The sequence below is a fragment of the Andreprevotia sp. IGB-42 genome (assembly GCF_009848685.1).
Lineage (GTDB): Bacteria > Pseudomonadota > Gammaproteobacteria > Burkholderiales > Chitinibacteraceae > Andreprevotia.
On the sequence record NZ_WXTX01000008.1, the window covers coordinates 122,198 to 138,375 of the forward strand.

Below are 16,178 nucleotides of genomic sequence, written 5' to 3' on the forward strand. Positions count from 1 at the left end.
GTGGTCATGCAGCCTCCTGATCGGTTTCATCTTCGCCCAGATAGGCCTTGATCACATCGGGGTCGTTCTGGATCTGCGCCGGATTGCCCTCGGCAATCTTGTTGCCGAAGTTCAGTACGCAGATATGGTCCGATACGCGCATCACCACGTTCATGTCGTGCTCAATCAGCAGCACGCCCTTGTTGTGCTCGCGCGAGAGGTACAACAGCAGCTCGTTCAGCTCCGCCGATTCGCGCGGGTTGAGGCCGGCAGCGGGCTCATCCAGGCACAGCAGCAATGGGTCCACGCATAGCGCGCGGGCAATCTCGATGCGGCGTTGCGTGCCATAGGAGAGGTTGCCAGCAGCGGTATCGGCGATATCCAGCAGCTTGAGCCGGGTCAGCCACATCAGCGCTTTCGCCAGTGCCGCTTCGCGCGCGCTTTTGTAGCCGGCCTGGCCAAACAGCCCGGCGATGGAAAAGCGCGATGCCCGTTGCAGCGCGTTGTGCTGCGCCACGATGAGGTTTTCCAGCACCGTCATGTTGGGGAACAGGCGGATGTTCTGGAAGGTACGCACCACGCCGGCCTTGCGGGCCACGTGGTAAGACGGCATCTGGTTGAGCAGCAGCGGGCCGTACTGCGGGTGGTGCATGCGCACGTTGCCGGTGGTGGGCTTGTAGAAGCCGGTCAGGCAGTTGAAGAACGTGGTCTTGCCGGCGCCGTTGGGGCCGATGATCGAGGTGATCTTGCCGGCCGGCACCGCCAGCGACAGGTCGTTCAGCGCGGTCAGCCCGCCAAAGCGCATGGTCAGGTGTTCCACTTCCAGCAGCAGCTTGCCGCCCTGATTGGCCGCCGGGGTGAGGGTATTGCTCATGGCTGCGCCTCCTTGTGCAGACGGACAGTGGGCGCGCGGCTGGCGATCAGCCCGCCTGGGCGCCACACCATGATGAGGATCATTGCGGCGCCGAACATCAGCATCCGGTATTCGGAGAAATCACGCCCCAGCTCGGGCAGCAGCACCAGCAGGATGGCGGCAACTACCACGCCCAGCTGGCTACCCATGCCACCCAGCACCACGATGGCGAGGATGGTGGCCGATTCGGAAAACACGAAGCTTTCCGGTGAGATGAAACCCTGGCGCGCGGCAAAGAACACGCCAGCGAAGCCGCCCAGCATGGCGCCGATGGCAAAGGCCGACAGCTTGATGTTGGTGACGTTCATGCCCAGCGCCTTGCAGGCCACTTCGTCCTCGCGCACGGCTTCCCACGCGATGCCCACCGGCAGCTTGCGCAGGCGCGCAATGAACAGGTTGGTCAGCAGTGCCAGCACCAGGATCACGTAGTAGAGGAAGATCACCCGGTGCTCGGGCGCATACTCGATGCCGAAGAACGATGCGAAGGTGGGGCCATCACCAGCCGGCGCAAATGGCAGGCCGAAGAAGGTGGGGCGCGGGATGGAGCCGATGCCGTTGGGGCCGCCGGAAAAATCCGTCCAGTTCACCAGAATCAGCCGGACGATTTCGCCAAAGCCCAGCGTGACGATGGCCAGGTAATCGCCACGCAGTCGCAAGGTGGGCCAGCCCAGCAGGATGCCGAAGCCGGCCGCCAGCGCACCGGCCACGGGCAACGTTTCCCAGAAGCCCCAGCCAAAGTGCGTGGACAACAGGCCGTAGGTATACGCCCCCACCGCATAGAAGGCCACGTAACCCAGGTCGAGCAGGCCAGCCAGCCCCACCACCACGTTCAGGCCCCAGCCCAGCATCACGTAGATCATGACCGTGGTGGCGGTATCGACCACGTAGCGGTTACCGGAGCACATGATGGGCAGCACGATGGAAAAGCCCAGTACCGCGTAGCCGGTCCATTTCAGCCATGGCCGGGTGGCGCGCACTGCCGGCCGTGCGCGTTCACGCCTGGCCTTGTTGATTTTCAGGTGATCAAGCGCAAACTGCAGCACCAACCGGCCTGTGAACATGGTGACCGCGAAGGCGATCAGCCACGGCCAGCGCGTGGCTACGGCCAGCACGCCGCCCACGTCCACCGTGTGCAGTGCGATCATCGGAATGCCCAGGAACAGCGATACCACGGCAACGCCGGTTGCATCCTTGAGCCGTGCGGTCATGCCGGGGCCGCTGTGATCGGGAATGAATGCGGTCATCACACTTTCTCCACTTCCGGACGGCCCAGCAGGCCGCTGGGGCGGAACATCAGCACCAGGATCAGGATGCCGAAGGTGGCCACATCCTTGTATTCGGGTGACAGGTAGGCACTCCAGAACGATTCGATCATGCCGATGATCAGGCCGCCCAGCATGGCGCCCGGCAGCGAGCCGATGCCGCCGAGCACCGCAGCGGTAAATGCCTTGATGCCGGCCACGAAGCCGATGGAGAAATCCACCACGCCGTAGTAAACGGTGACCATCACCCCGGCAACGGCAGCCAGCGCCGCGCCCAGCATGAAGGTATAGGAAATGGTGCGGTCCACATTGATGCCCAGCAGCGCCGTCATGGTCTGATCCTGCTCGCAGGCGCGCTGTTGCCGGCCGAACGAGGTCCGCGTGATCAGGTAGCTAAATACCGCCAGCAGGATGATGGTCACCGAAATGATCATGATCTGCGTATACGCCAGGTGCACGCTGAAGCCGTCATGCGTGAACAGCTCGAAGCCGCCCGGCATCATCGCGTGGATGGGTTTCACGCGCGCGCCCTGCGTGAGCTGCACCATGTTCTGCAGGAAGATCGACATGCCGATGGCGGAAATCAGCGGCGCCAGCCGGCTGGCCTTGCGCAGCGGCCGGTAGGCCACGCGTTCCACCGACCAGCCGTAGATGGCGGTAAAGAAAATCACCACCGCCAGCGTGATCAATATCGCCAGCGGTACCGCGCTGATACCCAGTGCGCCCAGCAGTGTCAGCACCGTGACGGCGATGATGGCCGCCACCATGTAGATATCGCCGTGGGCAAAATTGATCATGCCGATAATGCCGTACACCATCGTATAGCCCAGCGCGATCAGGCCGTACACGGCCCCCAGCGTCAGGCCATTGATGAGCTGTTGTATGAACTGTCCCATCGCTCTCTCCTTGAAGGACGATCCGGCTGCCACGCAGGCTTGCCTGCCATTGCGGCGCTTCCGGTCGCTTCTGTTATCAAGGGGCCTGCTGCTGCAGGCCCCGCTCTTCAGTTGTTTTCTGCCATCGACATCAGGCTGGCATTGCCGCCCGCTGCCGTGGTATCGACCGATACCGTGCGCTCGCACGCAAAGCGGTACAGGTAGTGCGGGCCGCCCGCCTTGGGGCCGGTGCCGGACAACCCCTCGCCACCGAATGGCTGCACGCCGACTACCGCGCCGATGATGTTGCGGTTCACGTAGGTGTTGCCCACGTGCAGGCGGCCGGTGATGCGGCGCACCGTACTGTCGATACGGCTGTGTATGCCCAGCGTGAGCCCATAGCCAGTGGCGGCAATGGCATCGCACACGGCATCGAGTCCGTCCGATTTCCAGCGGATCACGTGCAGGATGGGGCCGAACACTTCGCGCTCCAGCCGTGACAGGCTGTCGATCTCGTACGCGCGCGGCTCGAAGTAGGTGCCGTGCAGCACATCGGCAGCGCCCACATCGGTCAGCTCGCAGCGGTGGATCAGCTTGCCGAAACCATCGAGTGCGGCGGCGTGCCTGATCAGCAACTGGCGTGCTTCTTCATCGATCACCGGGCCGACATCGGTGCGGATATCGGCCGGATCGCCGATGCGCAGCTGCTGCATCGCGCCGCGCAGCATGCCGATCACCTTGTCGGCCACGTCGTCCTGGATGAACAGCACCCGCAACGCAGAGCAACGCTGGCCGGCCGAGTTGAAGGCGGATGCCAGCACATCGCGCACCACCTGTTCGGGCAGCGCGGATGAATCAGCGATCAATGCGTTCTGGCCGCCGGTTTCGGCAATCAGCGGCACGATGGGGCCGGGCTTGGTGACGAGTGCCTGCGCAGTCAGCCGCGCCACCTCGGTGGATCCCGTGAACGCCACGCCGCCACAGCGCGGGTGGTTGACCATGGCCGCGCCGACGTTGCCGGCGCCGGGCAGGAAGTGCAGCACATTGCCCGGTACGCCCGCCTCGTGCAGTAGTGCCACTGCCAATGCACCGCACAGCGGGGTCTGCTCGGCAGGCTTGGCCACGACCGCATTGCCGGCGGCCAGCGCCGCAGCAATCTGGCCGGTAAAGATGGCCAGCGGGAAATTCCACGGGCTGATGCAGACGAACACACCACGGCCATGCAGCGACAGCGTGTTCTGCTCGCCGGTCGGGCCGGGTAGCGTGATCGGCGCGGCAAATTTCTCCAGCGCCTGGGCGGCGTAGTAGCGCAGGAAGTCCACGGCCTCGCGCACTTCGGACAGCGCATCGGCCTGCGTGCGGCCGCCTTCGCGCACTACCAGCGCCACCAGTTCCAGCACGCGTGCTTCCATCAGGTCTGCGGCGCGGTTCAGCGCGGCTGCACGGGTGGCCGCCGGGGTTTTTTCCCAGCCGGGGAAGGCCGCTGCAGCGCTTTGCATGGCCTGGTCGACCTGCGCTGGCGTGGCATCGGCTACCTTGCCGACGATCTCGCGGTGGTTGGCCGGCGCCGGGACATCGGCAAACTGGCTGCCAAGAGCAACGCCGTCGATGACGGGCTGCGCGGTATAAACGGTGGTCTTGCTGCGGGCAATCGCTTCCGCCTGTGCGTGCAGCGTGGGGGTATCGAACATATCCAGTCCTTGGCTATTGGCGCGTGTGGCGCCAAACAGATCGCGTGGCAGCGCAATGCGCGGGTGGCGGCTGGCGCCTTGCATCACCAGCTCGGCCGCCCTGGCTACCGGGTCGGCCAGCAGTTGTGCAACCGGCATGCCGGCATCGGCAATGCGGCTGACGAAAGAAGTATTGGCGCCGTTTTCCAGCAGCCGCCGCACCAGGTAGGCCAGCAGGTCTTCGTGGCTGCCGACCGGGGCGTATACGCGGCATGCGCGGTGCCATTTGTCCGCGCCAACCACTTCGCGGTACAGCTCTTCGCCCATGCCGTGCAGGCGCTGGTATTCCCAGTGCGGGTTGTTGCTGCCGATGGCGGCAATGGCGGCCAGCGTGTGCGCGTTGTGGGTGGCAAACGCAGGGTAGAAAGCAATCGGGTCTGCCAGCAGGCGGCGTGCACAGGCTATGTACGAGGTATCGGTATTGAGCTTGCGGGTGAACACCGGGTAGTCGGATAGGCCACGTTCCTGCGCCATCTTGATTTCCGCATCCCAGTACGCGCCCTTCACCAACCGCACCATCAACTGGCGGCCGGCGCGGTGTGCAAGGTCTGCCAGCCAGTCCAGCACCGGCAGTGCACGCTTCTGGTACGCCTGCACCGCCAGGCCCAGGCCGTTCCAACCGGCCAGGTCGGCATCGAGCGCCAGTGCTTCGATCAGGTCGAGCGAAATTTCCAGCCGGTCCACTTCTTCGGCATCGATGGTGAAACCGATATTCAGCCCCTTGGCCTGCAACGCCAGCGTTTTCAGGCGGGGCAGCAGCTCATGCATCACGCGTTCCGCCTGCCACACCTCGTAGCGCGGGTGCAGCGCAGACAGCTTGATCGAGATCGACGGCGCCTCCAGCGCTGGCAGCCCGGCGCCGGCCTTGCCGATTTCGTTGATGGCGTTGGTGTAGGAATCGAAATACTTCTGCGCATCGGCAGCGGTGCGCGCGCCTTCGCCCAGCATGTCGTAGGAATGGCGGTAGCCGATTTTTTCGGCCGGCCGGGCGCGTTCCAGTGCTTCGTTGATGGTGCGCCCCATCACGAACTGCTTGCCAAGGATTTTCATCGCCGTGGCAACGGCCTGGCGGATCACCGGCTCGCCCACGCGGGCCAGCAGGCGGCGGAAAATGCTGGCGCCTTTGCCGTCTTCATCATCGTCGCCGTCGATGCCGACGATCTTGCCGGTGAGCATCAGCCCCCAGGTGGAGGCGTTGACGAACAGGCTTTGCGATGCGCCCAAGCGCTTTTCCCAATCGGCAGAGCCGATCTTGTCGCGGATCAGCAGGTCTATGGTGTCGGCGTCCGGGATGCGCAGCAGTGCTTCGGCCAGGCACATCAGCACGATGCCTTCGTGCGACGACAGATCGTAGGTATTCATGAACGCATCAATGCCACCACTGGACAGGCGCTGTTCGCGCACCGATTCAACCAGCGGGGTGGCAAGGCGGCTGATGGTGGCCTGCTCGGCGCCGGAAAATTGCGCGAGGGCGGCCAGCTCGGCCACGCAAGCGGCTTCGTCCATGCGCAGGCGTGAGCGGATGCGGCTGCGCAGTTCGGCCGCCGTGGCCGGTGGGCCAGATGGATCGATGGCAGGGGTGGGTTGCGTATTCATGGTTGCAAGCACTCGAAAGGGCAGCAGGATGGCTGCTGGCGATAAACCCGCGTTCTGTCCGGGTTGCCCGGAAGTGCTTCATCACGATGTGTGATGCACTGCCCAGCGCGATTGCGGGACAGCGCAGGCGGTAACGAAGTGCTTCCGGAGTGCATGCCGGGCGGGTAAACCCGGCATGCACGGCCGTACTGCAAGTAAACGAGCCTGGTGCTTACTTCACCACGTCGTACTTGTTGCCCTTCCACTGGTAAACCACGAAGCCGGGTGCTTTCAGATCGCCCTTGGCATCGAATGCCATCTTGCCGGTCACGGTATTGAACGTGCCGCCAGCCAGTGCCTTTTGCAGATCGGCGTATTTCACGCTCTTGGCCTGGGTAGCCGCTTGCTGGAACAGCTGCATGGCGGCATAGGCGAACAGCACGTAGCCATCCGGTTCCACCTTGGCATCGCGGAAGCGCTTCACCACGCTGGCGGCTTCCGGGTTGGCGCGCGCATCCGGTGCAAAGGTGAAGAACACGCTGTCGGCATTGCCACCGGCTGCGGTAACGAGTTCGTTGTTGCTCATGGTGTCGCCACCGACGACGGAGAGCTTGAGGCCCACTTGTTGCGCCTGGCGCAGGATCAGCGCCACCTCGGTGTGGTAACCGCCGTAGGCCAGTACTTCGATACCGGCAGCCTTCAGCTTGGAAACCAGTCCGGAATAATCCTTCTCGCCCGCGGTGATCGATTCGCGCAGCACCGGTTTCGCACCCTTGGCCTGCATGCCCTTGGCGGTTTCATCCGCCAGGCCCTTGCCGTAGGCACTCTTGTCGTCCACCACAGCCACTTTCTTGCCGGCGAACTTGCTGGCGATGAAGGCCCCGGCCACGCTGCCCTGCTGGTCGTCACGGCCCATGATGCGGAAAATATTTTTCAGGCCGCGCTCGGTCACCTTGGGGTTGGTGGACACGGTGGCCATGGGGATTTGTGCTTCGTTGTAGATATCCGAAGCCGGGATGGTCGAGCTGGAACACCAGTGGCCATGCATGAAGACGATCTTCTTGTTGACCATGGCATTGGCCACCGAGACCGCCTGCTTGGGGTCGCATGCATCGTCACCGATTTCCAGCTTCAGCTTCTGGCCCAGCACGCCGCCCTTGGCGTTGATGTCGGCTATGGCCATTTCGGCGCCGCGCTTGATCTGCTCGCCGGCGGATGCGTATTCACCGGTCATCGGGCCGGCAATGGCTACCGAGTAATCGGCATGCGCCTGCGCTGCAAAGAGCGCCGCCATACACAAGGCGGGCATGGCGAACTGTTGTTTCATCGACTTCATGACGACATCTCCTGATCTGATTTGGGTGGTGTACACCGCTGTTGACGCGTTCGGCTGTGCCCAAGGCACGCACCGGTTTGCCACTGCGTCGGTTCTAAACGGCCGGCCCGGTTGGGGCTGGCTGCCGGCATTGCTGGTTCTGATCTCTGTTGGCCGTTACGCCGCCCGGCGTGGCGGCTATTCGCTTTTGCTGGCCAGATGGTTGAGCGAGACCGCGGAGGATTCCTTCACCGCTTCCATCACCGTGTAGCTGTGGGTGACGCGAATGCCGGGGATGCCGCTGAGCACCTTGCCAAGGAAGGAGCGGTACGAGGCCATGTCGGGCACGCGGATTTTCAGCAGGTAATCGAAGCCGCCTGCCACCATGAAGCACTCCTGGATTTCCGGTACGCCCAGTACCGCCACGCGGAAATCCTCGAATGCGGCTTCCGAAGTACGGTCGAGCGCCACCTCGATGAACACCATCAACCCCAGCCCGACCTGCTCGGCAGAGAGCTGCGCCGCGTAGCTGCGGATCACACCGGTTTCTTCCAGCGAGCGCACGCGCTCCAGGCATGGCGTGGTGGACAGCCCCACCTGCTTCGCCAGTGCCACATTGGTCATGCGGCCCTGCTGTTGCAGCGCTTCAAGAATGGCGACATCGATCTGGTCAAGCTTGGCCATGCATTTTTCCGCTCTGGTTACCGGCCCCCCTGCATATGCCGGTGGGAGAATGTTCTGTGAGTCATTGAGCTGCAAAATGTGCAATGCACAATTTGTTATGTCTTGATTTCAAAATTACAGCAGAACAAAATTCTTCTATGTAGGTATTTTCCAGCATATGCGCCGTTTGTCGGTCGACGGGTATGACAGGGAACAGGCTTAGCCAGCATGCCCGGGTGGGGGCGCTTGCGTGGCATGTACCCACGACGATGCGGCCACGCCGCCCAGCAGCAGCACGATGGCAGCGATTTCCAGCGGGCGCGGCAACCGGCCCTCATGCAGAAAACCGTAGAGCAATGCAAAAACCGTTTCGAAGATGATCATCTGTCCGCCCAGCGTGAGTGGCAGGCGGCGGGTGGCGGCGTTCCATAGCCCGGTGCCGATCACGGACGGGCCGATCGCCAAGCCGATCATCATCAGCGTGAACACGCCCCAGCTGCGCGCGGGGGCCGCTGCTGATGCACCGGGCAGCAGCAAGGGCAGCGCGGCGATCAGCGCCAGCGCACCGGTGATCACGCCGGTCAGCAACGACCAGTCGTGGCTGCTCAGGTCCGGGCGTTTTGCCAGGTGGCGCGCATTGCCGACCGCGTAGGCACTCCATGCCACCAGTGCGCCGGCAGCAGCCAGCAGGCCGATGGCCTTGCTACCTGCATCCTGCGCAAGGTCGGCCGGCAGCGCGGCGGAAAAGACGTCATGGCTGGTGCATGCCACGCCGGCCACGATGGCCAGCAATGGCAGTGCAAGTTGGCGGATAGGGATGGCGTTGTGCCCGGTGACGCCTACCAGGGTAACCAGCACCGGCAGCATGCCGATCACCAGCGAAGTTGGCGCCACGCCCACGCGCTGTACGGCAACCGACAGCAGCAGGTAGTAAACCAGGTTGCCGGCAACGGACAGCCACAGCAGCGTGATCCAGTCGTGCCGCTGCAGTTGCGGCAGCACCCGTTTGAGTACCGGCAACAGCAGCAACAGCGATACCAGCCCGTACGCCACGTAGCGCCCGGTCATCAGTTCCAGCGGGCTGAAATCGGCAAGGATTTGCGGCACCAGGAACACGCCACCCCATACGGCGCCAGCCAGTGCGCCGCAGGTGATTCCCTTGATCATCTTTCCCGCCCTGCGGTCGGGTTGCAATGAGGCCGCAACATACGCCCGTCACGCACGCGGGGCTGTTGGCGTTTCCATCATTGCGGTTTTCCGTTATGCAGGTGGGGCGCGTAGGCAGCACTGGTTTAGTGCGTGCTGGTGGATCATCCTCTTGCGGCGGCGGATTACCATGCTGCTGGATCTATCGCATGCAAGGGGACCGGGCTGTTGCTCAGTCTCGACCCCCTGCGTTGCTAATTACTCGCCCGCATTGGCCTGCAAGCTGGCTTGCACCGGCTCAGGCAAGGCACTGTGCGCCGCATGCGCACGGCGCAAGGTCAGGAAGGCGATCAGGCCGGAAACAAAGGTCAGTGCAGCCAGTGCCAGCGTCATGTGGTGGAATGCATTGCCGTAAATCTGCAGCCAGCCGGCATGGCTGACGCCGGCCTGCAATGCCTGCGCTTGCGGGATATCGGCTGCGGCCAGCGCGTTGGCGATTTCCACTAGCGACGCCGCGTTGCCGAGCTGCCGCGCCAGGCCCGCTTGCAGCAGACCCACCAGGATGGCGCCCACCACCGCCAGCGACAGCGATTCACCCGCCACGCGCACGGTGGCGAAGAAGCCGGTGGCCATGCCGGCACGCTCCTTGGCTACCACGCTGATGGCCAGGTCATCCATCAGCCCCCACGGCAGGCCGGCGCCCACGCCGATCAGGAACATCGGCCAGATGAAATCGGCAGCAGGTGCGCCGGGGGCAACCGTAGCCAGCCACAGCAGCGCCAGCGCAGAGGTGGCAAAGCCCACCGCACATAGCGTGCTGGCTGCAAACCAGCGCGTGAGCAGTGCGCCGAGGAAGGGCACGAACAGCATGGGGGCAGACAGCGGTACCATCATCAGGCCGGCCTTGACCGGTTCGTAACCTTCGATGCCGATGAAGCGGATCGGCAGGATGATCAGCGGCACCACGAAGCTGAATGCGGTACCCAGCGGCAACGCCTGCGCGCCCAGGAAGCGCTGGTTGCGGAACAGGCTGAGATCCAGCATCGAGCGCGGGTGCAGTTTTTCTACCTGGATGAAAATGGCCAGGAACGCCGCCGCGCCGATCAGCAGGCCGATCACCAGCGGGCTGCCCCAGCCGCTTTGCGGGCCCTGCATGATGCCCAGCGTGAGCAGCAGCAACATCACGGTAAAGGTGATCGTGCCCCAGATATCCACGCCCTTGGCACCGGGATCCCGCGATTCCTGCATGCGTGGCACGCCAAAAATCAATACCAGCACGCTGAGCACGGTGCTGGTGAGGAAGATGCCGCGCCAGCCAAATTGCTCGATCACGAAGCCCGCCCACACCGGCCCCGCCGCCAGGCCAACGCCAAAGCTGGTGCCCAGCAGGCTGTATGCATGCGTGCGCGATTTGCCGTCGAATGCATGTGCCAGTGAGGCCGATCCGCCCGCCATGGCGGTGGCGGCGGCAATGCCCTGCAATGCGCGTAACGCGATCAGGCTGCCCAGGTCGGGGGCAAACACCTGCAGCAGCGACAGCAGGCCGAACGCAATAATGCCGTTGCGGAACATTTTCTTGCGGCCAAAGCGGTCTGCCAATGCGCCGGCGGCCATCACTGCGCTGCCAAAGGCCAGGATGAACCCGTTCACCACCCAGGCCAGCGTCAGCGCGCTGCCGCCCAGATCCTTGCTGATGGCGGGGATGGCGATCCCCGGTGCGGTAAAACTGAGCGGCATCATCATGCCGGCCAGGCAAACGGCGGCAAGTACCAGCCATTTGCCTGATGGGTTGGATTGGACGTGCGGCATCGGGGTCTCCGGTGGGGTGGGTGGACAAAACCGTTGTGCGGGTGTCCAATATCTGTATCGTTCGACACAAATATGATCGTGGCAGTCAAATCGGGGTGTCAACCATTTTCTGTGATGATCGTTACAAAAATGCGATGCGCAAAATGGCTGAACCGGGGCAAGGCCGCAGCGCAGCTTGGTTTGCACAGGTCTTACGTATTTTTTTCTTTGCGAGGATGGAATGGCGGAAAGAGGGCGCCCGCGCTGCTTCGACCGGGCCGAGGCATTGCACCGGGCCATGGATGTGTTCTGGAAATACGGCTATGAAGGCTCGTCGCTCGCCAACCTGACCGAGGCGATGGGCATCAACTCGCCCAGCCTTTACGCCGCCTTCGGCTCCAAGGAAGGGCTCTTCAAGGAGGCGCTGGATCAGTACGACCGTGAAGAAGGCGCCGCCATCCAGTCGGTACTGCAAAGCCAGCCGCATGTGCGCGATGCGGTGTCCGCCATGCTGGGTGCCAGTGCACTGTGCTTTTCGGAGCCCGGCCGCCCGGCCGGCTGCATGGTGTTGCTGTCTGCGGTGAACTGTACGCCGGAGAACGCCGGCGTATGGCAGCACCTGCACGAGCGCCGTGGCCGGTCTATGGCGATATTGCGCCAGCGCTTCGAGCGCGGCGTGGCCGACGGCGATCTGCCGGCCGATGCCGATATCGACGCACTGACCGCGTTCTATGCCGGCATCCGGCAGGGCATGTCGATGCAAGCGCTCGATGGCGCTGATCGCAGCGTGCTGCAGGGTTTGGCGCGCTCGGCCATGCTGGCGTGGGATGTGCTGGTGCAACCTGTGCCTGTTGCGGCCTCGCAGCACTGAGCCTGCGCAGCAACGCATAACGCTGCATAGCGGTGTTTGCTGACGCCACTCTGTTATTCGAAACATGCGCTTCGGAGAATCCCGGGCGCGTACAGCCCGGTCCTGCATATCGCCATGAATCCGGCTGCAACAGCGGTTTCCCTCGTTCCTGCCTGCTGACTTACCCCGCATAGCCCTCCCGCTGGCCTTGGTGTTGCTTAGTGCTGCCCGTTTTTTTCATCTATAAACAGGAAAGAAAAAGACATTGTTGTCTTGGTTGATTCTTTCTTGATTTAACTGTTCGTTGAAAACATGCGGATGCAGCCATGGGATGTGCCGCGAACGGCACGGGTGCGGCGCTGCGTGGCAGCGGTCACCAGAGCGCGGCATACCCGGCGCGGACGCGTATTGCAGTGAGGAGGTGCAATGCTGCATGGCGTGGAAGTACTGATCGTTGAAGATAGCCCCACGCAGGCAACGCTGTTGAGCGGCCTGCTGGAAACGCATGGTTGCGTGGTACGCACGGCCAACAACGGCTTGGTGGCGCTGGATCTGGTGGCCGAGCGCCGCCCCACGCTGATCATCAGCGATGTGGTGATGCCGCGCATGGACGGCTACGAGCTATGCCGCCACCTCAAGCTCGACCCGGCATCGCAGGGCATTCCCATCCTGCTGGTCACCAGCCTGTCCGACGCGCGCGACGTGGTGCGCGGCCTGGCCTGTGGCGCGGATGGCTTCATCCTCAAGCCCTACGAAGAAAAATACCTGATCGCGCGCGTGCGTTACTTTCTGGCCAACCAGGAGGTACGCCATAACGATGCCGCCAACCGGGGCGTGGAAGTGGTGCTGGGGGGCGAGCGCCACCTGATCACCGCGCACCGCCAGCAAATCCTGGACTTGCTCATTTCCACCTATGAGCAGGGCATACAGCTCAACAGCCAGTTGCGCACCAAGCACAGCGAGCTGATGCAGTCGTACTCGCTGCTCGACAGCCTGTTCCATTTTTCCACCAGCCTGACCGACAAGCAGAACGAACATGAAGTGATCGAGAAAGCGCTGGCCACCCTGATCCGCTTTCCGCACCTGCGCAGCGGCTGGGCGCTGCTCTCGGAAGAAAATGCGCTGCCCGGCGAATACCGGCTGGCCGGTATCTGCGGTGATCTGGCCGAAAGCACGCTGCAGAAGCTGCAGCAGCCCGATTGCCCGTGCGGGCACGTGCAGCCCAATGACGATGCCCATTCCGCATTCAATGTGACCAGCTGTGAGGTATTGCCGGGGGATCAGCAGCACGCATGCGTGCCGATTCGTGTCGGCAACGACATCCTGGGTTTTCTCAATGTGGTGCGCGATGACGCTGGCGCGTGGCAGGATGCAGAGCTGGAAGCGCTGACCACGCTGGGGCAGCAATTTGCCACCAGCCTGGCGCGCGTGCGCTTTTTCAAGCGGCTGGATAACCTCGTCAACGAGCGTACTGCTGCATTGCGTATCGAAGTTGCCGAGCGCGAGCGTGCCGAGGTGGCATTGCGCCACAGCGAGGCGCTGATCGGCCAGGTGCTCAATACCCTGCCGGTGGGCATCTGGGTGACCGATGCACGCGGTGGGCTGATGCTGCACAACCCGGAGGCCGTACGGATCTGGGGCGGCAGCATTCCCCAGCTGGAGGTCGACAAGACGGTAACGCCCCCTCAGGTGGAAGCAGGCGATGCGCTGTCGGCGCTGCGCTATGCATTGCATTCGGCGCTGACGGTGGGCAAAACCACGCTGCACGAAACGTTGCAGGTGGTGGCACTGGATGGCGAGGCACGCAAGGTGCTGAGTTCGGTAGTGCCGCTTACCGATGAGCGCCAGCATATCCAGGGCGCCATCCTGGTGATGCAGGATGTGACCGCGCAGCAGGTGGTGGACCTGGAGCTGCGGCTGCGCGAGCGGGCGATCGCAGCCAGCGTCAGCGCGATTGCCATTACCGATAACCTCGATCCGCAGCAGCCGCTGATCTACGTGAACCAGGCGTTCGAGCGCATCACCGGCTACACGCGGGATCAGGTGCTGGGGCGCAATTGTCGCTTCCTGCAAGGCGATGATCATGATCAGCCAGGCTTGCTGGCAATCCGGCGGGCTGTTGCACAGGGCATCGAGGGCAAAGCGGTGCTGCGCAACTACCGGCGCGATGGTTCCATGTTCTGGAACGACCTGCGCGTGGCGCCATCGTTCGATGGTGAAGGCAATGTCAGCCACTTTGTCGGCGTACTCAGCGATATATCCGATATCAAGCGCTACCAGGATGAACTCGAGCATCAGAACAACTTCGATACGCTGACCGCATTGCCCAACCGCACGCTGCTGCTCGATCGCATCCAGCAGGCGGCCGTGCAGGCCAACCGCAAGCACGAGCAGTTTGCGGTGGCCTTCCTCGATCTGGATAACTTCAAGTACGTGAACGATAGCCTGGGCCACTCGGTGGGGGACCGGCTGCTGGTGGAAGTGGCCAACCGCATCCAGACCTGTGTGCGTGAATTCGATACTGTTGCCCGCCTGGGGGGCGACGAATTCGTGCTGCTGCTGCCCGAGGCGCAGCGCACCGAAGATGTGGAAGGCGTATTGCAGCGCATCCGCCAGAGCCTGGCGGAGCCGGTCGAGCTGGCGGGCGACGTCAAGGTGTATGCCAGCGCCAGCGTGGGCTACTGCTTCTACCCGGGTGATGGCGAAAAGGCCGAAGACCTGCTGCGCAACGCAGATACCGCGATGTACCGGGCCAAGGAGCAGGGCAAGAGCCAGGCTAGCCGCTTCGAATTGCCGATGAACGAATCGATCCAGCGGCGCGTGGCGCTGGAGCGCGACCTGCGCCATGCCATTGCCAATGCCGAGCTGGAAATGTACTACCAGCCGCAACTGGAGCTGTCGTCGTCCACGCTATGCGGCTTCGAGGCGCTGATCCGCTGGTCGGTCAACGGCCAATTCATTCCCACCATCGAGTTCATCCGCGTGGCGGAGGAAACTGGGCTGATCAAGGAGCTCGATTACTACGTGATCGAGACCGTGATGCGCCAGGTGGCCACGTGGCTGCAGGCCGGGTACGACCCGGGCGAGGTGGCGATCAATGTATCGGCGCTCAGCATGCAGGACCCGGCCATCGTCGAGTTCGTGACCGGTGCGCTGGCCCGCCACGCCATTCCGGAAGGCCGCATCAAGCTCGAAGTGACCGAAGGCCTGCTGATGAAGAATGTCGACGTGGCGCTGAAGATCATGCAGGACCTGAAAACGGCCGGCATACGCTGGTCCATTGATGATTTCGGCACCGGTTATTCGGCGCTCAGCTACCTGCGCCGCTATCCGTTCAGCCAGCTCAAGATCGACAAGAGCTTCATCGATGATGTGCATCTGAACGTCGAAAACGCGTCGATGACGCGCGCCACCATCAGCATGGCGCATTCGCTGGGCATCAGCGTGGTGGCCGAGGGCGTCGAAACCGTCGAGCAACTGAGCTTCCTGCTGCAGGCCGGGTGCGAGCAGATACAGGGCTATTATTATTCGCCGCCGCTGCCGGTCAGCAGCTGCGCGCAACTGCTGGCGCATGATGGCAGCCTGCAATTGCCCAAGGTGGTACTCAACCGCAATCCGCGTACGCTGCTGGTGCTCGATACCGATCTGCGCGTGCATTCCTACCTGTTCCGTGATCTGAGCGAGCAGGGCTACCACATCCTCAATGTGGACAGCACCGAGGCGGCGCTCAATGTGCTCGCCATCAACGAAGTGGGCGTGATCATGGTGGACCCCAGCCAGCGCAGCAGCGCGGATGCGGACCTGCTCAGCCGCCTGAAGCGGCTGCACCCGAACGTGGTACGCGTGGCGATGAGCAGCTATATCGATGTGGAAACGGTATTGCAGGCGATCAACGAGGGGGCCGTCTTCCGTTACCTGACCAAGCCATGGCAACCCGAGCAGCTCAAACACCAGCTCAGGGATGCGTTCCGCCAGTTCGATCTGCAACTGCAGACAGGCTGACACGGCAAACGGGATGAGCGGCGCTGGTTGCTACATGCAGCTGGGTGCTTGTGCCACCGCCAGCCAGGCGTGGATTGCAG

General features: G+C 63.1%; 10 protein-coding genes. 2 read left to right on the forward strand and 8 right to left on the reverse strand.

Annotated features, from left to right (window positions below; translation table 11 throughout):
* Positions 1–4: 4 nt before the first annotated feature.
* From IGB42_RS13620 to IGB42_RS13655, 8 genes are all read right to left on the reverse strand, one after another.
* Positions 5–853, reverse strand: coding sequence for an ABC transporter ATP-binding protein (locus tag IGB42_RS13620; RefSeq protein WP_159672505.1), 849 nt, complete (start codon positions 851–853; stop codon positions 5–7).
* On the reverse strand, positions 850–2,136 hold the full coding sequence (gene livM, locus IGB42_RS13625) for a high-affinity branched-chain amino acid ABC transporter permease LivM (protein ID WP_159672507.1): 1,287 nt from the start codon (positions 2,134–2,136) through the stop codon (positions 850–852). The genes IGB42_RS13620 and livM overlap by 4 nt, the downstream gene beginning before the upstream one ends.
* Complete coding sequence (locus IGB42_RS13630; RefSeq protein ID WP_159672509.1) at positions 2,136–3,050, reverse strand: branched-chain amino acid ABC transporter permease LivH; 915 nt, start codon at positions 3,048–3,050, stop codon at positions 2,136–2,138. The genes livM and IGB42_RS13630 overlap by 1 nt, the downstream gene beginning before the upstream one ends.
* A 107-nt stretch (positions 3,051–3,157) precedes the next feature.
* Positions 3,158–6,355 carry a bifunctional proline dehydrogenase/L-glutamate gamma-semialdehyde dehydrogenase PutA gene (gene putA, locus IGB42_RS13635; protein ID WP_159672511.1) on the reverse strand — a complete coding sequence of 1,066 codons (3,198 nt, stop codon included), beginning with the start codon at positions 6,353–6,355 and terminating at the stop codon, positions 3,158–3,160.
* A 211-nt stretch (positions 6,356–6,566) separates the two neighbouring features.
* Positions 6,567–7,670 (reverse strand): branched-chain amino acid ABC transporter substrate-binding protein, encoded by a 1,104-nt coding sequence (locus IGB42_RS13640; RefSeq protein ID WP_201799937.1) that lies wholly within the window; start codon positions 7,668–7,670, stop codon positions 6,567–6,569.
* 177 nt (positions 7,671–7,847) lie between these two features.
* A complete protein-coding gene (locus IGB42_RS13645) occupies positions 7,848–8,333 on the reverse strand; it encodes an Lrp/AsnC ligand binding domain-containing protein (RefSeq protein ID WP_159672513.1) in 486 nt (161 codons plus the stop codon).
* Between the two features lie 198 nt (positions 8,334–8,531).
* Complete coding sequence (locus IGB42_RS13650) at positions 8,532–9,479, reverse strand: DMT family transporter (protein ID WP_159672515.1); 948 nt, start codon at positions 9,477–9,479, stop codon at positions 8,532–8,534.
* Positions 9,480–9,716: 237 nt separating this feature from the next.
* Positions 9,717–11,267, reverse strand: coding sequence for an MFS transporter (locus IGB42_RS13655; RefSeq protein WP_159672517.1), 1,551 nt, complete (start codon positions 11,265–11,267; stop codon positions 9,717–9,719).
* A gap of 220 nt (positions 11,268–11,487) precedes the next feature.
* On the opposite strand from IGB42_RS13655, the gene IGB42_RS13660 reads away from it, so the two are divergent.
* Positions 11,488–12,117, forward strand: coding sequence for a TetR/AcrR family transcriptional regulator (locus tag IGB42_RS13660; protein ID WP_159672519.1), 630 nt, complete (start codon positions 11,488–11,490; stop codon positions 12,115–12,117).
* Between the two features lie 405 nt (positions 12,118–12,522).
* A complete protein-coding gene (locus tag IGB42_RS13665; protein ID WP_159672521.1) occupies positions 12,523–16,098 on the forward strand; it encodes an EAL domain-containing protein in 3,576 nt (1,191 codons plus the stop codon).
* Positions 16,099–16,178 lie beyond the last annotated feature (80 nt).